The 21451-nt window shown below is 60.4% G+C and carries 31 protein-coding genes; 15 read left to right on the top strand and 16 right to left on the bottom strand.

What is annotated here, in order from left to right:
• Positions 1 to 8 precede the first annotated feature (8 nt).
• Positions 9 to 287 carry a hypothetical protein gene (locus tag HFX_RS06905; RefSeq protein ID WP_004057062.1) on the bottom strand — a complete coding sequence of 93 codons (279 nt, stop codon included), beginning with the start codon at positions 285 to 287 and terminating at the stop codon, positions 9 to 11.
• 34 nt (positions 288 to 321) lie between these two features.
• On the bottom strand, positions 322 to 534 hold the full coding sequence (locus tag HFX_RS06900; protein ID WP_137685666.1) for a hypothetical protein: 213 nt from the start codon (positions 532 to 534) through the stop codon (positions 322 to 324).
• Between the two features lie 73 nt (positions 535 to 607).
• Between HFX_RS06900 and HFX_RS06895 the strand changes: the two genes are divergently transcribed.
• A complete protein-coding gene (locus HFX_RS06895; RefSeq protein WP_004057065.1) occupies positions 608 to 3445 on the top strand; it encodes a DEAD/DEAH box helicase in 2838 nt (945 codons plus the stop codon).
• 30 nt (positions 3446 to 3475) lie between these two features.
• Here the strand turns inward: HFX_RS06895 and HFX_RS06890 are convergent, their stop codons facing one another.
• A complete protein-coding gene (locus HFX_RS06890) occupies positions 3476 to 3865 on the bottom strand; it encodes a DUF7522 family protein (protein ID WP_004057067.1) in 390 nt (129 codons plus the stop codon).
• 91 nt (positions 3866 to 3956) lie between these two features.
• Positions 3957 to 4364: an ArsR/SmtB family transcription factor gene (locus HFX_RS06885; protein WP_004057069.1), complete on the bottom strand. Its 408-nt coding sequence runs from the start codon at positions 4362 to 4364 to the stop codon at positions 3957 to 3959.
• Positions 4365 to 4464: 100 nt separating this feature from the next.
• Here HFX_RS06885 and HFX_RS06880 point away from each other — a divergent pair, with 100 nt between their 5' ends.
• Together HFX_RS06880 and HFX_RS06875 are read left to right on the top strand one after the other, a co-directional pair.
• Positions 4465 to 5085, top strand: coding sequence for a DUF7509 family protein (locus HFX_RS06880; protein ID WP_004057071.1), 621 nt, complete (start codon positions 4465 to 4467; stop codon positions 5083 to 5085).
• A gap of 64 nt (positions 5086 to 5149) precedes the next feature.
• Positions 5150 to 5857, top strand: coding sequence for a methyltransferase domain-containing protein (locus HFX_RS06875; protein WP_004057073.1), 708 nt, complete (start codon positions 5150 to 5152; stop codon positions 5855 to 5857).
• Between the two features lie 146 nt (positions 5858 to 6003).
• Here the strand turns inward: HFX_RS06875 and HFX_RS06870 are convergent, their stop codons facing one another.
• Positions 6004 to 8184, bottom strand: coding sequence for a CDC48 family AAA ATPase (locus HFX_RS06870; RefSeq protein ID WP_014732291.1), 2181 nt, complete (start codon positions 8182 to 8184; stop codon positions 6004 to 6006).
• A gap of 78 nt (positions 8185 to 8262) precedes the next feature.
• On the opposite strand from HFX_RS06870, the gene HFX_RS20475 reads away from it, so the two are divergent.
• Complete coding sequence (locus HFX_RS20475; protein WP_004057079.1) at positions 8263 to 8397, top strand: DUF7128 family protein; 135 nt, start codon at positions 8263 to 8265, stop codon at positions 8395 to 8397.
• A gap of 79 nt (positions 8398 to 8476) precedes the next feature.
• Here HFX_RS20475 and HFX_RS06860 read toward each other — a convergent pair whose 3' ends face one another.
• On the bottom strand, positions 8477 to 8713 hold the full coding sequence (locus HFX_RS06860; protein ID WP_004057081.1) for a DUF7508 domain-containing protein: 237 nt from the start codon (positions 8711 to 8713) through the stop codon (positions 8477 to 8479).
• On the bottom strand, positions 8713 to 9141 hold the full coding sequence (locus HFX_RS06855; protein ID WP_004057083.1) for a DUF5796 family protein: 429 nt from the start codon (positions 9139 to 9141) through the stop codon (positions 8713 to 8715). The genes HFX_RS06860 and HFX_RS06855 overlap by 1 nt, the downstream gene beginning before the upstream one ends.
• 131 nt (positions 9142 to 9272) lie before the next feature.
• Between HFX_RS06855 and HFX_RS06850 the strand changes: the two genes are divergently transcribed.
• Positions 9273 to 10142, top strand: a complete 870-nt coding sequence (locus HFX_RS06850; RefSeq protein WP_004057085.1) for a shikimate kinase — start codon at positions 9273 to 9275, stop codon at positions 10140 to 10142.
• A complete protein-coding gene (locus HFX_RS06845; RefSeq protein ID WP_004057087.1) occupies positions 10139 to 10447 on the top strand; it encodes a chorismate mutase in 309 nt (102 codons plus the stop codon). Before HFX_RS06850 ends, HFX_RS06845 begins: the two co-directional genes overlap by 4 nt.
• A gap of 83 nt (positions 10448 to 10530) precedes the next feature.
• On the opposite strand, the gene HFX_RS06840 is transcribed toward HFX_RS06845, so the two are convergent.
• Positions 10531 to 10869 carry a hypothetical protein gene (locus HFX_RS06840; protein ID WP_004057091.1) on the bottom strand — a complete coding sequence of 113 codons (339 nt, stop codon included), beginning with the start codon at positions 10867 to 10869 and terminating at the stop codon, positions 10531 to 10533.
• Between the two features lie 163 nt (positions 10870 to 11032).
• On the opposite strand from HFX_RS06840, the gene HFX_RS06835 reads away from it, so the two are divergent.
• Positions 11033 to 11314, top strand: coding sequence for a winged helix-turn-helix transcriptional regulator (locus HFX_RS06835; protein ID WP_004057093.1), 282 nt, complete (start codon positions 11033 to 11035; stop codon positions 11312 to 11314).
• A 3-nt stretch (positions 11315 to 11317) separates the two neighbouring features.
• On the opposite strand, the gene HFX_RS06830 is transcribed toward HFX_RS06835, so the two are convergent.
• The 3 genes from HFX_RS06830 to HFX_RS06820 form a co-directional block, all read right to left on the bottom strand.
• The gene (locus HFX_RS06830; RefSeq protein ID WP_231512895.1) at positions 11318 to 12241 is read right to left on the bottom strand and encodes a bile acid:sodium symporter family protein; all 924 of its coding nucleotides are present in this window, start codon (positions 12239 to 12241) and stop codon (positions 11318 to 11320) included.
• A gap of 189 nt (positions 12242 to 12430) precedes the next feature.
• Positions 12431 to 12679 carry a SelT/SelW/SelH family protein gene (locus HFX_RS06825; protein ID WP_004057097.1) on the bottom strand — a complete coding sequence of 83 codons (249 nt, stop codon included), beginning with the start codon at positions 12677 to 12679 and terminating at the stop codon, positions 12431 to 12433.
• A 243-nt stretch (positions 12680 to 12922) separates the two neighbouring features.
• A complete protein-coding gene (locus HFX_RS06820; protein ID WP_004057099.1) occupies positions 12923 to 13330 on the bottom strand; it encodes a DoxX family protein in 408 nt (135 codons plus the stop codon).
• A 152-nt stretch (positions 13331 to 13482) separates the two neighbouring features.
• On the opposite strand from HFX_RS06820, the gene HFX_RS06815 reads away from it, so the two are divergent.
• Positions 13483 to 13845, top strand: a complete 363-nt coding sequence (locus tag HFX_RS06815; protein WP_004057101.1) for a winged helix-turn-helix transcriptional regulator — start codon at positions 13483 to 13485, stop codon at positions 13843 to 13845.
• A gap of 20 nt (positions 13846 to 13865) precedes the next feature.
• Here the strand turns inward: HFX_RS06815 and HFX_RS19640 are convergent, their stop codons facing one another.
• Positions 13866 to 14153 (bottom strand): hypothetical protein, encoded by a 288-nt coding sequence (locus HFX_RS19640; RefSeq protein ID WP_049917408.1) that lies wholly within the window; start codon positions 14151 to 14153, stop codon positions 13866 to 13868.
• A gap of 95 nt (positions 14154 to 14248) precedes the next feature.
• Positions 14249 to 14833 carry a hypothetical protein gene (locus tag HFX_RS06810; RefSeq protein ID WP_004057105.1) on the bottom strand — a complete coding sequence of 195 codons (585 nt, stop codon included), beginning with the start codon at positions 14831 to 14833 and terminating at the stop codon, positions 14249 to 14251.
• A gap of 145 nt (positions 14834 to 14978) precedes the next feature.
• Between HFX_RS06810 and HFX_RS06805 the strand changes: the two genes are divergently transcribed.
• The 4 genes from HFX_RS06805 (at position 14979) to HFX_RS19635 (ending at position 17284) form a co-directional block, all read left to right on the top strand.
• A complete protein-coding gene (locus tag HFX_RS06805; protein WP_004057107.1) occupies positions 14979 to 15662 on the top strand; it encodes a helix-turn-helix domain-containing protein in 684 nt (227 codons plus the stop codon).
• Positions 15663 to 15910: 248 nt separating this feature from the next.
• Positions 15911 to 16609, top strand: coding sequence for a CPBP family intramembrane glutamic endopeptidase (locus HFX_RS06800; protein ID WP_004057110.1), 699 nt, complete (start codon positions 15911 to 15913; stop codon positions 16607 to 16609).
• A gap of 222 nt (positions 16610 to 16831) precedes the next feature.
• Positions 16832 to 16957 carry a hypothetical protein gene (locus HFX_RS20470; RefSeq protein ID WP_269321954.1) on the top strand — a complete coding sequence of 42 codons (126 nt, stop codon included), beginning with the start codon at positions 16832 to 16834 and terminating at the stop codon, positions 16955 to 16957.
• Between the two features lie 186 nt (positions 16958 to 17143).
• The gene (locus HFX_RS19635; RefSeq protein WP_155844682.1) at positions 17144 to 17284 is read left to right on the top strand and encodes a hypothetical protein; all 141 of its coding nucleotides are present in this window, start codon (positions 17144 to 17146) and stop codon (positions 17282 to 17284) included.
• A 40-nt stretch (positions 17285 to 17324) separates the two neighbouring features.
• Here HFX_RS19635 and HFX_RS06795 read toward each other — a convergent pair whose 3' ends face one another.
• Complete coding sequence (locus HFX_RS06795; protein WP_004057111.1) at positions 17325 to 17720, bottom strand: CopG family ribbon-helix-helix protein; 396 nt, start codon at positions 17718 to 17720, stop codon at positions 17325 to 17327.
• A gap of 124 nt (positions 17721 to 17844) precedes the next feature.
• On the opposite strand from HFX_RS06795, the gene HFX_RS06790 reads away from it, so the two are divergent.
• The 3 genes from HFX_RS06790 to HFX_RS06780 all read left to right on the top strand — a co-directional run bounded on the left by HFX_RS06790 (position 17845) and on the right by HFX_RS06780 (position 20050).
• Positions 17845 to 18780: a sulfite exporter TauE/SafE family protein gene (locus HFX_RS06790; protein WP_014732288.1), complete on the top strand. Its 936-nt coding sequence runs from the start codon at positions 17845 to 17847 to the stop codon at positions 18778 to 18780.
• A 255-nt stretch (positions 18781 to 19035) separates the two neighbouring features.
• Positions 19036 to 19449: a carboxymuconolactone decarboxylase family protein gene (locus HFX_RS06785; RefSeq protein ID WP_014732287.1), complete on the top strand. Its 414-nt coding sequence runs from the start codon at positions 19036 to 19038 to the stop codon at positions 19447 to 19449.
• Positions 19450 to 19624: 175 nt separating this feature from the next.
• The gene (locus HFX_RS06780; protein WP_004057114.1) at positions 19625 to 20050 is read left to right on the top strand and encodes an OsmC family peroxiredoxin; all 426 of its coding nucleotides are present in this window, start codon (positions 19625 to 19627) and stop codon (positions 20048 to 20050) included.
• Positions 20051 to 20101: 51 nt separating this feature from the next.
• Here the strand turns inward: HFX_RS06780 and HFX_RS06775 are convergent, their stop codons facing one another.
• Positions 20102 to 20539 (bottom strand): OsmC family protein, encoded by a 438-nt coding sequence (locus HFX_RS06775; RefSeq protein WP_004057115.1) that lies wholly within the window; start codon positions 20537 to 20539, stop codon positions 20102 to 20104.
• Positions 20540 to 20596: 57 nt separating this feature from the next.
• Complete coding sequence (locus HFX_RS06770) at positions 20597 to 21403, bottom strand: aminoglycoside N(3)-acetyltransferase (RefSeq protein ID WP_004057116.1); 807 nt, start codon at positions 21401 to 21403, stop codon at positions 20597 to 20599.
• Positions 21404 to 21451 lie beyond the last annotated feature (48 nt).

Here is a 21451-nt window from a genome sequence, read left to right as displayed (position 1 = left end):
CGAGCGGACTACCCGAAGACGAATACGAGGACGCCGAGGACGAACACTGCAGTACTCCCAATGCGTGTGATTTGTTGCCATCCCGACCCTTCGCGGAAGTGTTCGGGAACACCCGATTCTCGTTCTCGAATCGCGTACACGACTGATACGAGCGTCACGGCCAGAAGCGCCGCGGTGAAGACGAGTTGCCACAGTTCGGCGTCGCCGTCGTCGGCACCGAACATGAGGAGTACATTCCCGAGCGTGAACCCCGCCTGCAACAGCCAGAACGTTCGTTCCGGGGTCACAGTGTCACACCAACCTCGGTGAGTGGCACCCACATCAGGCGACCACCGAAACGAGCTCCCACGAATTCATCACGACGTATCGGACTGCGCTCCCGACGACGAAATGGACGAGCGGGCCCCACTCTGTCGCTACACTGTCGTCGCCGGGATACCAGAGTCCGTTCACTGCGGCGGGAATCACAGCAGCCACCACAGCCGTCGCGACGATTGCGATGACGATTCGGGGACACGACCGAACTTGACGCACACGAAACATGAATCCGCCGGAGATGACCACCCCGAGCGGTGCGCTTAATCGCCTCGAAGCGTAACCTCGGTCGATGCCAGACGGCGAGGCCGCCGGAATGGACGCCTTTACGAGGCTCTCGCAACCCGTCCGAAATGCCCTCTCGGAGCGCGGATTCACGACGCCGACCGAGCCACAGCGTCGTGCGATTCCGCCGCTCGCCGCTGGAAAGAACGGTCTCATCATCGCGCCGACCGGGACCGGAAAGACGGAGACGGCGATGCTGCCGGTCTTTTCGGCCATCGCCGACGCGGAGGACCGATTCGGAATCTCCACACTCTACATTACCCCGCTTCGGGCGCTGAACCGCGACATGCGCCAGCGCCTCGATTGGTGGGGCGAACAACTCGACATCGACATCGACGTTCGCCACGGCGACACCACGCAGTACCAACGACAGAAGCAGGCCAACGACCCGCCGGACGTGTTGGTGACGACGCCCGAGACGTTGCAGGCGATGTTGACCGGAAAGAAGCTCAGAAAGGCGCTTTCGGACGTAGAACACGTCGTCGTCGACGAGGTCCACGAACTCGCGTCGGCCAAGCGCGGCGCGCAGTTGACCATCGGGTTAGAGCGTCTTCGAGAACTCGCGGGGTCGTTCCAGCGAATCGGTCTGTCGGCGACCGTCGGGTCACCGGCGGAAGTCGGGAAGTTCCTGACTGGTGACCGCGACTTCGAAATCATCGAAGTCGACGTGGACAACCGCGTCGAATTCGACGTGGTTCGACCCGACGTGACGAACGAGGACGAGCGATTGGCGGGGAAACTCGCCACCGACCCCGAAATCGCGAGTCACGTCCGGACGATACGCGACATCGTCCGCGACCACCAGTCGGTGCTCGTCTTCGTCAACACCCGCCAGACTGCGGAAGCGCTCGGCTCTCGGTTCAAGGCGCTCGACGACCCTATCGAAGTCCACCACGGGTCGCTCTCGAAGGACGTGCGAATCGACGTGGAAGACCGATTCAAAGCCGGTGAGTTGGACGCGCTCATCTGTACGTCGTCGATGGAACTCGGCATCGACGTGGGCCGGGTCGACCACGTCGTTCAGTACAATAGTCCGCGCGAGGTCGCCAGACTCCTCCAGCGCGTTGGCCGCGCCGGACACCGGTTGGGTGTCGTCTCTCGGGGAACCATCGTCACGGACCACCCGGACGACACGCTCGAAGCACTCGCTATCGCCCGTCGGGCCGAATCAGGCGAGGTCGAACCCGCGCGCGTCCACCACGGCAGCCTCGATACCGTAGCGAACCAAATTGTGGGCATCGTCATGGACTACGGCGACGTCTCGGCCCGGCGGGCCTACGAAATCGTCACGCGGGCGTACCCTTTCCGAAACCTGTCGGAAGACGACTTCCGCGCCGTCGTCCGCGAACTCTCCGGTAATCGGCTCCTCTGGCTGGACGAGGAGAAGGACCGCCTCGAAAAGTCGGGCGGCACGTGGCAGTACTTCTACGCCAATCTCTCGATGATACCCGACGAGGAGACTTACGACGTACACGACATGTCTTCGCGTCGGCAAATCGGCACCCTCGACGAAAAATTCGTCCTCAACTTCGCCTCGCCGGGAGCGACGTTCATCCAGCGCGGCGAGATGTGGCGCGTCAACGATGTAGACGACGAAGCGGCGCGGGTGAACGTCTCGCCCATCGAAGACCCCGGCGGCGAGGTGCCGTCGTGGGTCGGCTCGGAGATTCCTGTTCCCGCGCCCGTGGCTGGCGAGGTGGGCGAACTCCGCGATGTAGCGGCACCCCAATTCAACTCGGGTGCAGACCGCGAGCACGTCGCCCGCGATGTCGTCATGCGGTACCCGACCGACGAGGGAACCGTCTCGACGGCCTTGGGTCCCATCGAGCGACAGGCCGAGGCTGACGCGTCGATTCCGACCGCCGACAGACTCGTCCTCGAAGGGTCGCCACGGAAGGTGACGCTCAACTCCTGTTACGGCCACCGGGTGAACGAAACGCTCGGGAGGCTTCTGTCGGCACTCATCGGCCAGCGCACCGGCTCGTCGGTCGGGATGGAAGTCGACCCGTATCGGGTCGAGTTCGACGTGCCGGGGAACGTCAGCCCGACGACGTTCGCCGAGGTGCTTCGGGAGACGGACCCGAAACACGTCGAAGCGCTGCTCGAACTCGCGCTGAAGCGCTCGGACTCGCTGAAGTTCACGCTCGCGCAGGTCGCCGCGAAGTTCGGGGCGCTCAAGCGCTATCAGGGAAAGGGCCGCTTCGGCGGCGACAGACTTCTCGCGGCGCTCGAAGACACCCCCATCTTCGACGAAGCAATCAGAGAAGTGTTCCACACGGACCTCGCCGTCGAGGAGGCGGTCGACCTGCTACGGCGCATCCACGACGGCGACGTCGAACTCGTCGTCGCCCGCGAACCGACACCCATCGGTACCGGCGGCCGGAGTTCGGGAACCGACTTGCTCGTCCCCGAAAACGCCGACGCCAGCGTCATCGAGACGATTCGAGAGCGGATTCAGAACGACCGGGTGCTCCTCGCGTGTCTCCACTGCAAGGAGTGGACGCGGAAGACGAAGGTCAAACGCGTGCGCGACCCGCCGACGTGTCCGAACTGCGGCGCGACCCGCGTCGCCGCCCTCAACCCGTGGGACGAAGAAGCGGTGAAAGCGGTTCGAGCCCCGGAAAAAGACGACGAACAGGAGCGCCTGACGAAGCGGGCCTACCGCTCTGCGAGTCTGGTGCAGGCCCACGGGAACAAAGCCGTCGTCGCGCTCGCGGCCCGCGGGGTCGGCCCGCACAACGCGGCCCGAATTATCAACAAACTCCGCGACGACGACGCAGACTTCTACCGCGACATCCTCGAACGCGAGCGCGAGTACGCCCGGACGCAGTCGTTTTGGGACTGATTCGACGTCGCCGTCCGCCACGAATGCCGCCTACTCCGCGATAGCCCAGTCTTCGAGAATCTCGGTCGTCGCGCTGGCAAGCGCCTCGAAGTCCTGCATGGAGATGCCGTCGGTCGTGACGAACACGCCGAAGTCCTCGATGGTGATGCGGACGAGATAGCCGTTTTCGAACACGCGAATCGTGTACTGGTAGTCGCCGAGTTCAGACCCCCGATAGGCGTCTTGGGTCATCTTGAAGTCGTGCCACTCGTTGCCGATAAAGGAGTTCAGGTCGGCTTCCTGTTCGAGGTCGTCGCGGAGATAGACCTGCACGTAGTCGAAGCGATTGAAGTACGTAATCGACCGAAGACTGTCGCCGACGGCGGTTCGGCAGGTCGAAACGAGTGTTTCCTGTGCTTCGTCGGGGAGGAGATTGGACATCACCTTTCGGTGTGTTATGGAATAACAAATAGGCGGCGTCTGCGGCAGGTGCCGTGGCAACCCAACGACTGCTGGTTCGTATTTCCCTATTCTATTTCTGTCCCGACGCATAGGCGTCGCGGTAGTCGCGCTCGCGCCGAATGAGTTCCTCGACGCCGTATTCGAGGATATCCTCGCCAAGGGACGTGGCGCGGTAGTACGCGAACAGGCCATCCTTGTCGGCGCGCGTTTGTTTCCGCTTCTCGACCAGACCCGCGTCCACGAGTTTTTGAAGGTGGTAATGAAGCGTGTTTGCCCGAACGTCGAGCGCCTCCTCCAGTTCTTTCGGGCTTCGCTCGCCGAAGTGGACCAACCGGTACAGGAGGGTAAATCGCGTTCGGTCGCCGATGGCCGCCTGCATGTCGAGATACTCGTCCAGCGTGAGGACGCTCGTCGGCGGCAGTAACTCGGCGGGGTCTTCGGGAAGTCCGTCCGAGTTCGCCGGGTTGTTCGTCGCCATCTCAGTTCGATAGATGGTCCGTATCGGCTTAACAGTTCTTGAGTCGAATATCGCTGAAAAGGCCGTTTTTTATATATGGGTCCGGTCAGTACGGTGGTGTATGTGCGACACCATCACACGCGACGATATTCGAGCGGCCCTCGGGAAGACCACCTACGACCGGTTTCTCGTCTACGTGATGGGTCCCTACAAGTCGTTTAACCTGAACTACATCCTCTCGGAGCGGGAACTAGCTGACATCGACATCGCGGACCTCCCCGGCCCGATTCGGCGACTGTTTTCGGCGCGCGACGACATCGACGACGCGCTCGCCCTGCTTCGTCGTGTACAGGGGACGCTCCGGGCTGACCCCGGTGTGAATGCGTTCCTTGCGGTCGATGTCGACGTCGATACCGACGAGGTCGACGCCGCGACACAGAGCATCGCCTTTGCGGAGGCGAGCAACGCCACCGTGTTCGTTCTCCCCTTCCTCGGCCACAACTTCGGCGTCGGCGAAGAGGCCGGGTCGGTCCTCGAACGCCTCTCGGAGACCCACGGCGACCGAATCGCCTTCGTCCACGAGGCGACAGTCACGAGCGAGATGATTCGGGCGGCGCGGGCGCGTTGGGACCTCAGAGTCGAGACGTACGACACCGAAGAAGAACTCCACAAACGCATCCGACTGTTCGTTGCGGACGTGATGAATCGAGAACTCCACGGCGACTTGGAGCGACTCGATTAATTTGTTCATCGCTACCATACAACTCATTAAATTTAACTGACATGCGGGCAACTGCTCATTCGTCATGCCCGACGACGCACTCGGACTGGCGATGCTCGATAGATTTCGCGGGTGCCTGCGCGCGCCCTGCGTCTACCGCGACGGCGCGGAGGTTGGCGATGCCTACATCTACGAGCACTATCTCGTCCCGTCCGAGGAGTGGCCCGAGTCGAAGTGGGAGTTTCTCGACTCGCTTCGGACGCCCGTGTTAGATGTCGGTTGCGGCGCGGGTCAGCACGCGCTCGCCGTGCAGGAACGCGGCGATGTCGTCGCCTTCGACGTGAGTCCGAACGCGGTTCGCACGGCCCGAGAACGAGGCGTCGAGATAGCCTTCGTCGGCGATATGTTCGACCCGGCGGTCGAATCCGGGCGGTTCGAGACGATACTCGCAATCGGAACACAAATCGGACTCGCGGGGTCGCTCGACGGGCTTGCGGACCTGCTCGCATCCTTCGACGAACTCACTACTTCGACGGGTGAACTCGTCGTCGACTCGTACGACCCGAATCGAATTGACCCTGAACAGTTCTTCGGCTACAGACCCGACTCACGACCCGGACTCGCGCGCCGACAGTTCCACGTCGAATACGGCGACTTGCGGGGGCCGGACCTCGACTTCCTCTTAGTCTCGCCGGAGCGACTCCGAGAAGTCGCCGCCGATGCGGGTCTCGACGTTGCCGACGTGACGTACTCGAATCCCGAGTCGAGTTACTACCGGGCGCGACTTCGCTGACGAATCTGAGTCGAGCTATTACCGATTCGACTTCCGACGAATCGGCGGGTTCGTGTCTCTCCCGTCGAAACACCACGTTCACGACACACCTCTGTTGCGAGTGAACATGGGACACAGATTGTACCGAGTTCCGCTACTCTCAGCTCTCAGACGAGCGTCGGCGAGACGGAGTCGAGCGCCGCGTCGAAGTGCTCGCGGGTGATTCGAATCTCGTCGGTGTGGTCGTTCGCGGTGGTTCCCTCGTAGGCGTTGGCGACATCCTGAATCGCCCTGAGCGCGGCCTCGCGGCACACGGCTGCGACATCCGCGCCGGTGTAGCCGTCCATGTGAGCCGCCACGTCGTTCAGGTCGACGTCGGAACTGAGCGGCTTGTTCCGGATGTGTACGTCGAGAATCGCGCGGCGGGCTTCGATGTCCGGGGCGGGGACTTCGACGTGAGTCTCCAACCTTCCGGGGCGGAGAAGCGCCGGGTCGATGGTGTCGCGCCGGTTCGTCGCCGCGAGGACGACGAGGTTCGGATTGTCGGCGGCGTTGTCCATCTCGGTCAGGAGTTGCGAGACGACGCGTTCCGTGACGCCGGAGTCCGACCCGACGCTGTCGCGGTTGGTCGCGATGGCGTCGATTTCGTCGAAAAAGAGGATGCTCGGTGCGGCCTGTCGGGCGCGCTCGAAGACCTCGCGGACGGATTTTTCGGACTCGCCGACGTATCGGTCGAGGAGTTCGGGTCCGGCGACGTGGATGAAGTTGACGCCACTTTCGGCCGCGATAGCGCGGGCGAGAAGCGTCTTCCCGGTCCCCGGCGGGCCGTGCAGGAGGACGCCAGTCGGCGGGTCAGTTGCGGCCGCCTCGAAGAGTGGCGCGTAGGTCAAGGGCCACGTCACCGCCCGTTCGAGCGTCTGTTTCACGTCGTCGAGACCGCCGACGGCCTCGAACCCTTTGGTCGGTTGCTCGGCGACGTACTCGCGCATCGCCGAGGGTTCGACCGACGCCATCGCCGTCTCGAAGTCGGCGCGGGTCACCGTCATGTCGGTGACGGACACGCTTTCGCCCTCCCGTCGAACCCGACGAAGCGCGGTCATGGCCGCTTCTTTCGCCAGCGATTCGAGGTCGGCACCGACGAATCCGTGGGTTCTGGAGGCGAGACGCTCGATATCCACGTCATCCGCGAGCGGCATCTGCCGGGTGTGTACGTCGAGAATTTCTCGACGGCCGGTTTCGTTCGGGACGCCGATTTCGATTTCGCGGTCGAAGCGGCCGCCGCGGCGGAGCGCGGGGTCGAGGTTGTCGGCGCGGTTCGTCGCGCCGATGACGACTACGTCGCCGCGGGCGTCGAGACCGTCCATCAGCGAGAGGAGTTGACCGACGACGCGGTTTTCGAGGTCGCCACCGTCGTCGCGCTTTGCGGCGATGGAGTCGATTTCGTCGAAGAAGATGATGCTCGGCGCATCCTCGCGGGCCGACTGGAACACCTCACGGAGTTTCTCCTCGGATTCGCCCTTATATTTCGAGAGCACTTCGGGTCCGGAGATGGTGGTAAACGTGGCGTTGACCTCGTTGGCGACGGCCTTCGCGATGAGCGTCTTCCCAGTCCCCGGCGGGCCGTGCAGGAGGACGCCCTTCGGCGGTTCGATGCCGAGATGGGCGAACACCTCCGGTTCCGACAGCGGGAGTTCAATCATCTCCCGGACCAAATCGAGTTCGTCGTCGAGACCGCCGATATCCTCGTAGGTAACGCCGGTCGCCCGGCCGCGCTCGGAATCGCCGTCGTCAGTACCGGTCACGCTCTTGACGGCGTCGCGGACGGCCTCGCTCGCCCCTTTCGAGCTTTCTGCGGTCACAGTCACTCGCGTCGAGTCGGTAACTCGAACCACGCCGTCCGGTTGGGTTTTGCTGACGACGAGGCCAGCACCAGCGAGTCGTTCGACGCGGACGCGGTCGCCGGACTGGAGCGGTCGATTCCGAATCTCCGATTTGACCACTTCCTCGATGGTTTCCCGGTCGACGCTGGTTCGCTCGAACGCGCCGGGACCGGTCAGCGTCACCGCCCGCGCGTCTTCTACGTCTATCTTCCGGACGCGGACGCTGTCTCCGATTTTCACGCCGGCGTTCGCCCGCGTGTCGGCGTCGACGAGCATTTCGCCAGCTTCTGCGCCGGGACGAGCGGGCCACATCTTTGCGACCGTTTCGCGCGGCCCCTCGATGACGACCGTTTCGCCACTCAACACGCCGAGTTCTCGGCGCGCCGCTTCGGGGAGGCGGGCGATGCCGCGTCCCGCGTCGCGTTTCTCGGCGGCGCGGACGACGAGCGTCACCCCGTTTTCGGACATGGCTGTCGCTTCGGCGGCTCTGCCCTTGAGCATTCTCCTGGAGTAATCATTTTCTGGATTCGTGCGGTACAATCACACATGGTTGCCACGACGGAGAAGGATGGTGCGACGTGGTACCGCTGTGATGAGTGTGGGATGCTGTTCGACGTCGAGCAAGACGCAAAGGCGCACGAAGAGAACTGCGATACTGATAGCCCGTCGTACTTGCAGTAGTGGTCGGCAAAAACTGCAGTAGTGGTCGGCGAAATCGGTAATCGGCGGCAGGGAGGAGAAGTCTCGGTGTGAGTGACTACTACGTCGGGTCGTGCTCGGCTGCGATACGCTCTGCGTGTTCGAGTGACGTCGCTCGCTCCCACCGGACCTGTTCGCCGTCACCGTAGGCGAGCGCCTCCTTTAGCTCGTCGCGGAGAACGCCGACGCCGCGTCCGACGAGGTCACCGTCTTCGTCGCCGAGTTCGTAGTAGCCGTAGGCTTCTGGCGCGCTTCCAATCGTCCGCTTTTCCAGTGGCTCCCAGCGCTTTCGGAGCATCACTCGGAGACGAACTCGTAGGAGTCTTCGCCCCAGTCGTCCTCGACGAAGACGAACACGCGCCCGCGAGCGACGTCGGGGTCGGCCTCCACCTCGAATCGGTGGCCGGGGAGCCGCCGCACGACGACGCCGGGGAACAACTCTTCTTCTTCCTCTTCGGCGAGGATGACACGGCCGACGCCGCTGGATTCGAGCACTTCGTCGTGGGTCTTCAGGTCGTTGACGTACATCATCACGCCTTCCGTCTCGGTCGGGTCGGTGACGAGGACGTGCACTTCCTTTCCGGGGCCGGTCGATAGCGTGCCCGTGACGGTCTGGGGGACGCCCCGATAGACCGTCGTTCGGTTGTCGATGTACTCCACTTCGACGCCGAAGTCGTGGAGTTCGACGCCGAGGGTGCTCGGAGCAACGTCGTTTCGGGCGCTCATACGCCACCGTAGCCGCGGGGACGGGAAAAACATCGCGTCTCGCAATCCCGCGGGATATCGCGAACGCAACAATGCGGGCGAAAACGGCATGGACCGCCACACATAACACTGCGTGCCAACCTCCGGCAAGTATGCACGGCCGAGCCACCGCCCCCGGGGCGGGAACCGTCTTGAACGCCCTCGCGACGGGCACCGGCTCCGCGTTTGCTATCGACGCCGAGACCACCGCGTCGGTCGAACTGAACGACTCCGACGGAGTCCGCGGCACCATCGCGGAGGCTCCCGACGCAGACACGCGACTCATCGAGCGCTGTGTCGACCTCGTCGTCGAGGAGTTCGGAGACGGCGAAGGCGGGACTGTCGAGACCGAAAGCGAGGTTCCGATGGCCGCCGGACTCAAGAGTTCCAGCGCCGCCGCCAACGCCACCGTGTTGGCGACGCTCTCCGCACTCGGCCGCTCGGTCGGTCCCGACCCGGACGACGACATCTCCCGCATCGACGCGTGTCGACTCGGCGTCCGCGCCGCCCGCGAGGTCGGCGTCACCGTCACCGGCGCGTTCGACGACGCGGCCGCATCGATGCTCGGCGGCGTCGTCGTCACCGACAATACCGAAGACGAATTAGTCACCCGCGACGAACTCGATTGGGACGTGCTCGTCTGGACACCACCCGAGCGCGCATACAGCGCCGACGCCGATGCAAGCCGATGTGAGAACGTCGCGCCGATGGCGACCCTCGTCGCCGACCTCGCCCTCGACGGCCGGTACGCCGAGGCGATGACCGTCAACGGACTCGCCTTCTCCGCCGCACTGGACTTCCCGACCGACCCCGCCGTCGAAGCGATGCCCATCGCCGACGGCGTCTCGCTTTCCGGAACCGGCCCGAGCGTCGTCGCGGTCGGCGACCGCACGGACCTCGAACGCGTCCAGACGCTATGGGACGCCCGCGACGGCGAGACAAGACTGACCACCACACGAACTGACGGAGCACGAATTCTATGACAGACGACACCACAGACACGGCCGAATCGGTTCAGGAGATGTCCCTCGACGAACTCCGCGAGGAAATCGAGGATATCGACCGCGGAATCGTCGAACTCATCGCCCGCAGAACCTACGTTGCAGATACGGTTGCGCAGGTCAAAGACGAGAAAGGACTGCCCACGACCGACGAATCACAAGAAGAGCGCGTGATGGAGCGCGCCGAGAAGAACGCGGCGCACTTCGAGGTCGATTCGAACCTCGTGAAGGCGATTTTCCGGTTGCTTATCGAGATGAACAAGGCCGAACAGCGAGAGAGCAGGTAGCTGAAATAGGTCTCAGGCTCTAGATTACCGGTCGGTGACTGACTGCTCCCGGGCTAACATCGTTTTTCCGCACTAGATGGCGTCTACGGTGTCTCCGACTCCAGATGGTCGATCAGACCATCGCGGAAGAGCTGTCGCGTCCCTTCGGGGCCGGTGAGAGTCAGAACCGTCTCCTCGTATGGCGGCGATACCGAGATCTCGTAGTCGGCGAACGCACAACATTTCAATTCGGACGACGTGAACTGAGCGACCGCCAGTAGCGACTCGTCAGTCCCGTCGAACCGAACGTTCAAGCCATCCGCGGACTCCTCAAATCCGACATAGTTGGCGCTGAGACGCGAGCGGACCTCCTTGCTCCGTTCCTTCTCTTGTTCTTCGGTTAGGGTACACACAACGTCTCTTGTCGAGTCGTTCTGACTCATAGTGTGCTATTACTTTGAAGATGAGAGTGTTTATACTGTCAAGTCCGAAGTATTGGACTAAGTTCGGTGAATGAAAGCTATGCCAGAGACACCAGACTCGTTACCTGACGACCCAACTGTGGAGAATTCTGATATAACCTGCTACTGTCCATTGGGTGGAGTGATGGACCTGTTGAGTCGCCGCTACGCCATGCAGGTAATCTGCGTCGTTGGTGCAATCGGGCCAGCCAGATATGGCGAAATAGAAGATACCTTCGGCGAGGTGAGCAGTTCGACGCTGTCGGCCCGCCTCGATGACCTCGTCGAGGCTGGGTACCTCTCTCGAGAGCAGTACGCGGAGATTCCGCCTCGCGTCGAGTACGAACTCACCGAAACGGGTGACGAACTCCGGGAGAAGCTCGACCCCCTTCTCGAATGGGCGGACGAACAGGAGAATCTCGTATAACGTTCAGGGCGATTGGCTGAACCACTTTGCGAGCCCTGCACTCGTCGTCATCTCGACGATTCCAAAGACGACTGCGGGGAGTGTCGCTGCCGTCGGGAAGCCCGCTCCGACGAGGAGTGCAGCGGCGACGGCGAAGTCACGCATTCCAATCGACAGTGTCGCGGCGATACGCTCCCTCCGAGTGAAGTTCCGACCGACGAGCCAACCGACGGCATAGCCGGTACTGTTGAGGACGACCGCACCGACCACAACGAGAAGTAGCACAGCACCGCCATCGCGAACGGTCGACGCGTTGGCCGCAGCGACGATTCCGATGATGAGAATCACCATGACTCCCGACACAGACGGATAGATATCATCGTACTGTCCGATTCGACCAGGCCACCGGTACCGGGCTCCGACCGCGAGGGTCATCGGGATGACCACCGCGAGCAGCAACTGTTCGACGATTACCAGCGGATCGACCGGGACCGACGCGCCCAGAAGTACGGTCACGACTCCAGGGACGAGGACGAGCGTTCCGAGGCCGACCACGACAAGAACGACCGTTGCGAGGGCTGTATCACCCCCGCTGAGTTCGGTCATTGTCGGCGTAACGAGTTCTGGTGTCACCGCACCCAATACCACAAATCCAGCAGTGAGCGCTGGAGAGAGGCCAAGCGTCCGGGCGATGGCAAACGCGAGCAAGGGCATCCCAGTCTGCACGACGAGAATCGTGAGTACGGTCCGGCCACGGAGTTGGCGGAACCGCTCGGGCGCAAGTGTTAGTGAGACCGCTCCGATCATGACCGCCAGAATCGGCGTCGACAGCGGCGTGAGAAATGCGAGTGACGGGGTGAGAAGCCCAACGCCGACCGAAAGAAGCACCCAGATTAGTAGATACTCGTCGACGAGGGTTGTAACCCGAGTCACGACGCTATCTGACATCGATGTGGTGAATCCGTCCATGCGGGGTTTGGTCGTTTGTATTCCCGTTTGCTGCCGTGTTGTGAACTCATAGCGGCGATTGCGACCAGTGGGAAGATCGTTCTCCGCAATGCCTGCGTTTCGGGTACCGTCTACGAGTACCGACAGCCCGCTGCTTGATAGAGTTCGGGTATGGTGTTTGGGAAGTAGTTAGGCTTCTGCCGGGAGCCTGTCGTTGATTGCCTCGACGATGAGGTCCAAGTCGAGGGCAGCGCCGTGGGCGTCTTTATCCCAAATCGTCTCACCGTCGGCAGTCACGATGAACACACCGCCGTGGCCAGGAGAGAGTGTCACTCCATCCAGCTTCTGGCCGAATTCGTCCAGGAGTCGGGTCTGGGTTTCTACCGCTGTGTCAAGCAGTCCGCAGGGAACGCAGTATTCGATTTCGACTGACGTCATACCTCTCCTTTGGGTGATCCCGCTGTAAAGCTAGGACAAGGGCTCCCTGACCAAGTTAGCGGAGCCTAACCATCACCTCGTCAGTCAGCTGTTGTGTCTCTCCGCCATCGACGACGTATTTCGGTCCAGCACCCAGCCGAGCACGCTGCCGTAGACGAGATGCAGGACGAGGGTTGCAACCGCAACTTCGGCGTGGTCGCGGTACGAATCCCGCTTTCAGTCTGTGTTCGGTCACGAGGCCGACTAACCGAGTAGCCGCTGTGCTGGCCACGAGCGGGAACCAGAACCCCTCTCCAATAGTAAGAGTACCAGAGAACCGACCAGAACGCTGAGGTTCTTCCAATCCGGCCCAACGTACAGTACGGCAACGAGCATCACCGGGATGAGCGAGAAGGCCGCGAGTCGCTCTCCGACTCCGGCGAGGAGTAGCACGACCGCTCCCACTTCGATGAACCCCGCAACGATGACCATCAGTGTCGGAGCGGGCATTCCGATTGCATCGAAGAAGGCAACAGAAGTCCCGTGGGTGATGAACTTGCTCAGAGCCGGTTTCGCAACGAGTGCGGCGAGAACGAGACGAAGGCCTGTGAGAGCCCAATCCAGAGTCGACTGACGAACCGACCCGACGCGGGCACCATATGTGTCTTCCATAGAGGTCAGTGAGCAAGACAGTGAATAAGCGTAAGCGAAGGCCGTACTGATGTGGTGCACATCCCTAACCTACCCAGTATGCAGTATCAACTGTTGCTAAGCGACTTAGTAGCGCAATAATAATAGCTTTACATCCGTTACCGCCAACAGAAATGGGGAACGCGACCGAGCAAGCGTGTGTTGCGTCGTGGTGTGCCGACGATGACTGGTGTACCGTGACGTGTTCGGCTCATCTCATCGGGAAGAAATGGCATCCCGTCATCATCCATCGATTGCTCGCACACGGCCCGCTCGGATTCAACGCCCTCAAAGCGGAGATCGACACCATCTCCAGCACCGTCCTCTCGAATAGTCTGGAGGACCTAGAGGAAAACGGGCTCGTGAATCGCGCAATCGTGAGCGAGAAGCCATTCCGCGTCGAGTACTCCCTGACCGAACAGGGGGCCTCGCTAGAGTCCGTAATCGAAGCGATGGACGAATGGGGAGACGGGTATCTTCGGGAAAGCTCGTCCTAGAGTTCTATGACTCCCTCAGACTAGCGGTCGCCCGTGGCAAGCGACTCGAGAACGGTGTTGACCTGCTCCAATCGCTCACGCTGTCCGTCGATCCCGTGTCGCTCGGCGAGGTACTCGGCGTCGTTGTACGTTACTTTCACTTGGCCCCCGAGCAGGTACTCATCACGTCCGAGTCGGAAGAAGGTCGATAGCGCTTGCAACCCGGTTTTCACCTTCGACAGGGACGATAACGCGCATATCTTCGTTGTAGTCCGCGAGTAGTTCTCTGCATACACCGCACGGCGGAACGATTCGAATCTCGGTTGCATCGTGGTGGGACATCGGATACGCCACGGCGACACAGGTCTGGGAGCGACGAGTTCACAGATATTCTCCTCGGCTGAGAGAGGTGCGGTCGCGCTCGCTATTCTTCAATCGTGAGCGTGAACCCCCAATCGAACTCGTCCCACGTCGTATCCGTTCTGAACCTCGGCAAGAAGGAGTCCACAAAACGGTACTTTCCTGCGGGGAGACAGACATCACTCTCAGCGACAGGGCCGAACCACTTGTCTGTCGTTGCCTCCAGTATCTCTCGTTCTGGATACTGCAGTACGGTGTACTCCGTCTGCATGGTCTCGCCCACATCGAGGGGCCGAAATCGGAGCACGTCGTTACAGCTGAATCGAACGAGATTCGTCTGCCAACAACCCTCGACCGGGCGGTCGGGAATAATCTGTTCGTCGGTTCCGAAGGCGTACTTCTGAATCCCGGTATCGCTCGGAACGAGGACAATCGGGAACTCACCTTCACACCAGATGTTGGTGAACGGTTGAATCGCCCCAAATCCGACTATCTGTTCCGTCGAAGCACGGTTCTCGAACGACACTCGAATCCGAGCGGGTTCGTCAGATGAAAAATCGCGCACCTTCTCAATACCGAGTCGGAAGGGGACATCCTTCGGCTGTTGGTCACCTGTAACGTCGATACTCGGGAAGCGCTCGGAGGACATACTGGTTGATTGGGTCCCTGTCAAGATGAAATGTCCCACGGGAGAACAAGAAAACAAGTGGCACTGAGACGAGTTATGGCGAGTCTCGCCTGCAAAGCCCTCACTTATCATCGGCAATGAGCTATGCTAACATGGTAAATGGATCATGGCATCAGTCATCGCTGAACTCCGTGTCTCTGGCCCGGGTGCCATCTTAACAGAGAAGGCTTTACAAGCGCTTCCAGAGGCAGAAATCAGGATTCAGTATCAGGGAACATCTGAGCAAGCGGGAATCGTCGTCCGCGGTTGTGACTTCGATGAATTCGAAGCGGAGGTCCAATCAGACCCGTCTATCGACACCTGCGAGCGCGTAGCCGACTTCTCCGATGTCCGCGTCTACAACATCACAGCAGGGGCTACTCAGACGCTTATCTCGGAACTCCTCGCGACAAAAGGCATCCAAATTCTCGAAGCAACGAGTCCAGCAGGAGACTCAAACTGGCGACTCCGTGTCCGAAGCCCGAGCCGAGACTCCCTCTCCGAATTCATCGCAGAGTGCCGTGAAACGGACGTTTCCGTCCAGTTGGCCACTCTCTATTCAGAAACGAGTCCGCCTGACGAAGTTGACTTCCAGTGCCCCGCGATGGAGACTCTGACCGACGACCAGTACGACGCCCTAGAGAGTGCCTGCGAGATGGGATATTTCCAAGTCCCGAGAGGTGTTTCTCTCAGTCAGTTGAGTCAGGAGTTCGGTATTGGCTCTCAGGCCATGTCAGAGCGACTTCGTCGGGGTGTGAACACTCTCATCGAAGCGCATCTTCGACGCGATGCGGCGGAAGCCAACGAATAGCTGACTCTGCTCGATTCCTGCTGGTGGTTTACAATTCGTTCAGCTGTGATGGGGAAGTCACTGATAGATGGGAGGTACCGATGGACAAAAATAATGCATCTGTAATGTCTCCTGAGCGATATGAAGAGGGACCACAGCGTCTCAACCCTGCGTAGGGGCATCAACAGAGACAACCAAGACACCGTACGAATCGTTCAGCCCTCGCTTACTACCGGGTCGAAGTACGGTTCTCGAACGGTGGTGATTCGATGACCGAAACGGCATCCGAGTCGCGTCAGAGTCTCGCCGAATTCCTCGGCGCTAACGTTCCCACGCTCTTCGGCCTGTTCGTCGCACTCGCTGGCCCGATGCTGGTCGGAGAGTTCCTTTTGTTCCCTTTGACTGCTGAATTTTCGGGACTGGCTGAAATCCCGTTCTGGGTCGGGCATCTGTGGTTGACTCTCGGTGTCTTGGTCGCTCTCGTCTTGTACTGGGAACGAGAGTCGCTCGCGTCAATCGGAGTCGCGCGGCCAACACTGGCTGATATCGGGGTTGGCGTCGTCGGATTCGTCGTCGGTGTCATGGTGTTCATGCTCTCCCAACCGCTCCTTTCAGCGGTCGGTCTCTACGATGCCAACAGCGGCCAAGCCCTGCTTTCGCAACCACTTCCAGTCGTCCTCGCCTCGGCAATCACCGCCGGTATCGTCGAAGAGGTTCTCTTCCGCGGCTATCCTATCGAGCGCCTTCTCGAACTCACGGGCAACGTGTGGCTCGCCGCCGGAATCCCACTCGCTGTTTTCACTGCAATTCACATCCCACTGTGGGGAGTCGGAACAACGCTCCAGATTGGCGCGTGGTCCGTGGTCGTCACGGGTGTCTACCTCTGGCGACGGACGCTCGTCGCGCCGATAGTAATGCACCTGCTCAATGACATCGTCGGGTTCGTTATCCTTCCTGCGCTAGGCTGACTTCGACTCTCTGAAACGTCCCCCTTGAGAACAATTTCACGGCCGCAACGAGCCACTGAAACCTCGAAAGCTCGGTTCGGCCGTCTACGAAAATAACGGTTCTGAGTGAATTTTTAATCAGTGACAGTTTGTCAAAGTGGTGCTGAATAGAGAGTGCGCATCTCGAACGGTAGTAGTCCCCGCCAGGCCCAAGTGTGTCAAACTCTAACATAGGTGTGAGATATGTCCACTCCCATTGTTCGCACCGACAAATCGGTATTCGACCGTATCCGCGATGCAATCCTCAACCGCGGCGACCCCGACCACAAAGAGAAGCCAACTGGGCCAGGCGCGCCCACGCCGGGGTGAGTGGTAATCGGTTCTCGCGCCACTATCGAAGTGTTATTCTGCGAGATTCGCAGGCGGTATCGCAGGACTTCTCGGGGGGTCCCCGTGGGCGGTTCTGGTGTATCTTGCCAGTGCGGGTGCGTTTGAGTCGATTGGCTACCACAAGGTGCCGTCCACATCGGAATCAACAGCGCCGCGCCCAGCCTGTTGACTCTGTGGCAGGAGGTTGGACTGGCCGTCCTCCTTGTCGGGACACTCGTCGCTTTCGCCGTCAGCGGGGGAGTCATCGCTGGACTCGAACCGGACATACTCGGTGAACTCCGCGAAGAACTCTCAAGTTCGAGTTGAACCCCCTATATCTCGCCCTCGTAAGTGACTCGCAATCGGCCTACGACACACTATCCCGAATGACCATCACCTTCACCCGACGGACCGCGTCGAAATCCCGGAGTTGGTACGTCAACTCGCGCACGCGTTCGGCGGGACCGCGACAGAACAGCGATTCGAGACACCACTCGCCCTGATGGGTGTGGCTGGTGTTGAGAATGATATCCTGATACTCGTGTTGCGTGCTGTGGAGTTCTTGTATCACGTCGTGGTGGCGGTAGTCGAAGCCGACGAGCGCAACGACCTCGCCGGTCGTATCTTCGAGTCGGGAGTGGGATTCGATGAACTCCAACATCGCCTCTCGAACGGCACGCGAGCGGTTTTCGATTCCTTCGTCCTGCCAGACCCGGTCGAACTCTTCGACCACCTCGTCGGGTATGTTGAAACTCGTCCGCATCACTCAGAACTGACTCGTGCAGTTACAAGATACCCCCTTACCACGGTCGTCCTGTTATGACGATTCACCCAATTCGGTATTAACAACCGCTAAAGTCCGTGTTTTCCAAGGCTAGCCTAGAACCGTGTTCTCAGGTGATACATTCGGGTTGCTGGCTGGGGCAGTGGTACTCGGGGCAATCCACGGCATCGAACCGGGTCACGGCTGGCCGGTCGCGGCGTCGTACGCCCTCGACCAGGCGAACAAGTGGGTGTACGGGTTCGCGGCGAGTTTCATCCTCGGCGTCGGCCACCTCGTCAGCAGCATCGCGATGGTGGGGGTGTTCTTCTATGCGAAGGAGTACTTCGACCTCACACAGGTCAACGAGCCGATTACGATAGTGGGCGGCGTCCAAATCGGCGGCCCGGTTAGTCTGGTTGCCGGTGTGTTGCTCATCGCGCTCGGTATCCGAGAGTACACTCACGGCCATTCCCACGGAAGCCATGGGGAGGGCCATGGGACCGGGCACGGCCACCCCCACGGTTCTCACGACCACGACCACAGCCACTCGAACAAACTCAGCCGTATCAATTTACTCGAGCACGGTCGACTCCACAGCCACGACACCGACCACAGCTACGACTCCGACCACTGCCACGACTCCGACCACTGCCACGACTCCGACCACGAACATACCTACGGTCAAGATGACGACAGGCTGCGGTCCCGAATCAAGCGATTTATTCCGTTCCTCGGCGGACACTCACACTCGCACGACGGGCTTGATTCGGCCGCCGACCGCGGTCTCTTCGGCATCGCGTGGTTCGCGTTCGTCCTCGGATTCGCACACGAAGAGGAGTTCGAGATTATCGCACTCTGTGCCGGGTCGAACTACTGTCTCGAACTGATGGGTGCGTACGCGATTACTGTCGTTGTCGGCATCGTCGGACTGACGATGCTCCTGATTGCAGGCTACCAGCACTACGAGGAGAAAGTCAAGCAGTACACACCGTATCTTCCTGCGTTCTCGGCTACCGTTCTCGTCGTAATGGGCGTCGGCTTCGTTTTCGGTGTGTTCTAACCCCCAGTTCCTTTTCGGACGGGGCCACATCGAACGCGCCGATACGTTCGTCGACGTGTGGGCGACGAAACGGGTCCGTACTCCCGATTATCGGACATGCTCCAAAACAATTAGTTAACAAATATAATAATTATTAACAATATTTAATGCGGTAGCCAGTGAACAACCAGTTGGTTCTGGCGGGAGCGGTCCCGCATCGAATTTCGAATGAAGTGCTTGAGTCGTACCCGCTGGAACCACCAGGAGACACAGACAATGGCAACGAAATCTGAGGGAGGAGACATTGACGAAATACGGAAAGATATCGAAGAGACACTCGGGTTTGTCCCCGGATTCTGGGAACTGAACGACGAAGACCTCGTCAACGAGTGGCCGAACTTCAAACGCCACGCGTTCGAAGAGACCGCGATTCCGCCGAAGTACAAGGAACTAATCGGGCTTGCAATCGCGGCGAACATCAAGTGCCCGTACTGCCAGCACTTCCACAAAGAAGCGGCCAAGATGCACGGCGCGACCGAGGAGGAGCTCAAAGAGATTGCCTTCCTCTCGAGTTGGACCGCGCGCTACAGTGCCATCATTCACGGGATGGACTACGACATGGACACGTTCGAAGACGAATTCGAACGGATGGCCGAGCACCTCGAAGAACAGATGACCGCTGACGACTGAGTATCCATAAATCGCCCCGGATACGCGGCCACCCTCCTATTTTGGCTTCGATTCGGCACGCACCCTGCCAGCGTGGTGAGCGTTGCGTCACATTCCGCGAAAATTCCGGGTAACAGAATAGTCGCACCCCACCGCCGGTATCTCCTTACTGGTGGAGGTCGAAGCTATTGTTGGAATGCCAACAGAACAAGCGGAAACGACGTGGACAGGTGGAAAAAGCGGCAGTGGTGACTTTAAGACCGAAAGCGGTGCTGTCGAGGGGACGTTTACGTTCCCGACGCGATTCGAAGACGAGGTGGGGTCGAACCCCGAAGAACTCATCGGCGCAGCCCACTCCGGCTGTTTTTCGATGCAACTGACGGCGTTCCTCGAAGACGAGGGGTTCACTCCGAACAGCCTCCACACGGTGGCGGATGTACACCTCAAACCAGCCAGCGGTGGTGGATTCGAGATTCCACAAGTCGAACTGACGCTGGAGGCTGACATTCCCGACATCGACGACGAAACGTTCTCGACACTCGCCCAGCGGGCGAAGGAGAACTGCCCCGTCTCGAAGGCGCTGGCCGGTCCGGAGATTACGTTAGACGCGTCGCTCGTCTGAATCGTCGTCAGTTCGAGTCAGTAGATTCGTTATTTTTCGGTGCTCCTGCCGTTAGGACTCGCGGTTGCTTACTGCGGTAATCGAGGGCGTCGATTCGAAGATATTGTCGCAGACGGGACAGCGTTCTTCGACCCTCTCGACCCATTCTGCAACCGTCTGGTCGTTCACATCGGCGTCTATGTCGAGAACGACCCGGATTTCTTGGTAGCCCGCGCGAGCGTCTGTGTTATCGCCCTTGTAGACTCGCGGGTCGACGTCGCCGGCGACCGAGATGGTGAGGTCGGCCAGTTCGAATCCCATCTCCTCGGCGACCAGATGACCGACGACGTTGTAGCAACCGGCAATCGACCCGAGCATGTACTCTCCCGGCGTGCCGTCGCCACCGATGTCGAACTGGTTTCCACCCGACGTTTCGAACTGCATCTTCGAAGCGTCGACTCGTGACCCCTCGACCGACGTTGTCTTCGTGTGCGTGCGTTCGGTGCTCATGTTAGTATTCAATACACTGACGAGATGCTTAGTTATGTTCGCTCCAAGCGCAGAGACTCAGCGGTTCTCTTCGAACCAGTCGACCGCGAAGTCGACGAGCGTCGGTTGGTCCACGAGTTTGGCCGTCGCGGCGGCGACCTGCCCCGCAGTAACCCCGACTTCCGACTCGAAGTCAGACCCGAGTTCCTCGAAATCGTCGCTGTCGATTCTGATGTCTTCGTACTCGAAGACGACGCGTTCGCCGTCTCGGAGGAGCGGCGCAGTTCCCTGCTTCCGCTCTTTTTCGAAGTCGGCGCGGTACTCCGCGAGGTGGAGTGAGGTGTTACTGTCGTGGCCGACGCCGAGAAGGAGGACGTCGCCGTCGCGGTCGTAGACCCGTGCGAGTGGCGATTCGTTTCCGAGGCCGTTATCGAGACTGTGGTCGGCAACGATTTCGTCGGCGTCTGCGCCCCACGCAGCAAACGAGTACAGCGGGTGTTCGCTTCGGACGGCTTCGGGATAGTTACGGAAGCACTCCGGAATTGCACCCATACCCCGGGTCGGCGTCACTTCAGGCCGGAACGGCGGCCGCGAGTCGTCGATTATCTCGACCCAGTGGTCCGGAACTGGAGGTTCCTGCCAGACCGAAGGGTCGGAGTACTGCGTCGAGTGCGTCGGCATGACGAGCGTTCCCGATTCCGTCAGAACCTCTTGGAGCGCATCGACGACCGCCTGCGGGCCGCCAGACACCCAGCCGAGCGACCGCAGGGAGGAGTGGACGGTGAGGGTGTCGCCGGCTTCGACACCGAGCGCGCGGAGGTCGGACGCGAGCGAGGAGACGGTTCCCGGTTCGTCCACCTGCTCGATAGCGTCGGCTTCTGACATACGCCGATTGTCATATGGTCTATAGTTCAATGTTTTGCTCCTCGGGTT

Source organism: Haloferax mediterranei ATCC 33500, assembly GCF_000306765.2.
GTDB lineage: Archaea > Halobacteriota > Halobacteria > Halobacteriales > Haloferacaceae > Haloferax > Haloferax mediterranei.
Note: the sequence above shows the minus strand (reverse complement) of the source record. Positions and strands in the feature narration are given on the sequence as shown.

Bases quoted from the DNA above. Each gene is read 5' to 3' on its own strand.
- HFX_RS06830 (WP_231512895.1), bottom strand. From the start codon at position 12,241: ATGTCAGATAGCGTCGTGACTCGGGTTACAACCCTCGTCGACGAGTAT.
- HFX_RS06835 (WP_004057093.1), top strand. From the start codon at position 11,033: ATGGACCTGTTGAGTCGCCGCTACGCCATGCAGGTAATCTGCGTCGTT.
- HFX_RS06890 (WP_004057067.1), bottom strand. From the start codon at position 3,865: ATGTCCAATCTCCTCCCCGACGAAGCACAGGAAACACTCGTTTCGACC.
- HFX_RS06860 (WP_004057081.1), bottom strand. From the start codon at position 8,713: ATGCTCCGAAAGCGCTGGGAGCCACTGGAAAAGCGGACGATTGGAAGC.
- HFX_RS06885 (WP_004057069.1), bottom strand. From the start codon at position 4,364: ATGGCGACGAACAACCCGGCGAACTCGGACGGACTTCCCGAAGACCCC.
- HFX_RS06800 (WP_004057110.1), top strand. From the start codon at position 15,911: ATGACCGAAACGGCATCCGAGTCGCGTCAGAGTCTCGCCGAATTCCTC.
- HFX_RS06810 (WP_004057105.1), bottom strand. From the start codon at position 14,833: ATGTCCTCCGAGCGCTTCCCGAGTATCGACGTTACAGGTGACCAACAG.
- HFX_RS06770 (WP_004057116.1), bottom strand. From the start codon at position 21,403: ATGTCAGAAGCCGACGCTATCGAGCAGGTGGACGAACCGGGAACCGTC.
- HFX_RS06895 (WP_004057065.1), top strand. From the start codon at position 608: ATGCCAGACGGCGAGGCCGCCGGAATGGACGCCTTTACGAGGCTCTCG.
- HFX_RS06805 (WP_004057107.1), top strand. From the start codon at position 14,979: ATGGCATCAGTCATCGCTGAACTCCGTGTCTCTGGCCCGGGTGCCATC.
- HFX_RS06785 (WP_014732287.1), top strand. From the start codon at position 19,036: ATGGCAACGAAATCTGAGGGAGGAGACATTGACGAAATACGGAAAGAT.
- HFX_RS06840 (WP_004057091.1), bottom strand. From the start codon at position 10,869: ATGAGTCAGAACGACTCGACAAGAGACGTTGTGTGTACCCTAACCGAA.
- HFX_RS06775 (WP_004057115.1), bottom strand. From the start codon at position 20,539: ATGAGCACCGAACGCACGCACACGAAGACAACGTCGGTCGAGGGGTCA.
- HFX_RS19640 (WP_049917408.1), bottom strand. From the start codon at position 14,153: ATGCAACCGAGATTCGAATCGTTCCGCCGTGCGGTGTATGCAGAGAAC.
- HFX_RS06780 (WP_004057114.1), top strand. From the start codon at position 19,625: ATGCCAACAGAACAAGCGGAAACGACGTGGACAGGTGGAAAAAGCGGC.
- HFX_RS06825 (WP_004057097.1), bottom strand. From the start codon at position 12,679: ATGACGTCAGTCGAAATCGAATACTGCGTTCCCTGCGGACTGCTTGAC.
- HFX_RS06795 (WP_004057111.1), bottom strand. From the start codon at position 17,720: ATGCGGACGAGTTTCAACATACCCGACGAGGTGGTCGAAGAGTTCGAC.
- HFX_RS20470 (WP_269321954.1), top strand. From the start codon at position 16,832: ATGTCCACTCCCATTGTTCGCACCGACAAATCGGTATTCGACCGTATC.
- HFX_RS20475 (WP_004057079.1), top strand. From the start codon at position 8,263: ATGGTTGCCACGACGGAGAAGGATGGTGCGACGTGGTACCGCTGTGAT.
- HFX_RS06820 (WP_004057099.1), bottom strand. From the start codon at position 13,330: ATGGAAGACACATATGGTGCCCGCGTCGGGTCGGTTCGTCAGTCGACT.
- HFX_RS06815 (WP_004057101.1), top strand. From the start codon at position 13,483: ATGGGGAACGCGACCGAGCAAGCGTGTGTTGCGTCGTGGTGTGCCGAC.
- HFX_RS06880 (WP_004057071.1), top strand. From the start codon at position 4,465: ATGTGCGACACCATCACACGCGACGATATTCGAGCGGCCCTCGGGAAG.
- HFX_RS06855 (WP_004057083.1), bottom strand. From the start codon at position 9,141: ATGAGCGCCCGAAACGACGTTGCTCCGAGCACCCTCGGCGTCGAACTC.
- HFX_RS06875 (WP_004057073.1), top strand. From the start codon at position 5,150: ATGCCCGACGACGCACTCGGACTGGCGATGCTCGATAGATTTCGCGGG.
- HFX_RS06850 (WP_004057085.1), top strand. From the start codon at position 9,273: ATGCACGGCCGAGCCACCGCCCCCGGGGCGGGAACCGTCTTGAACGCC.
- HFX_RS06845 (WP_004057087.1), top strand. From the start codon at position 10,139: ATGACAGACGACACCACAGACACGGCCGAATCGGTTCAGGAGATGTCC.
- HFX_RS06870 (WP_014732291.1), bottom strand. From the start codon at position 8,184: ATGTCCGAAAACGGGGTGACGCTCGTCGTCCGCGCCGCCGAGAAACGC.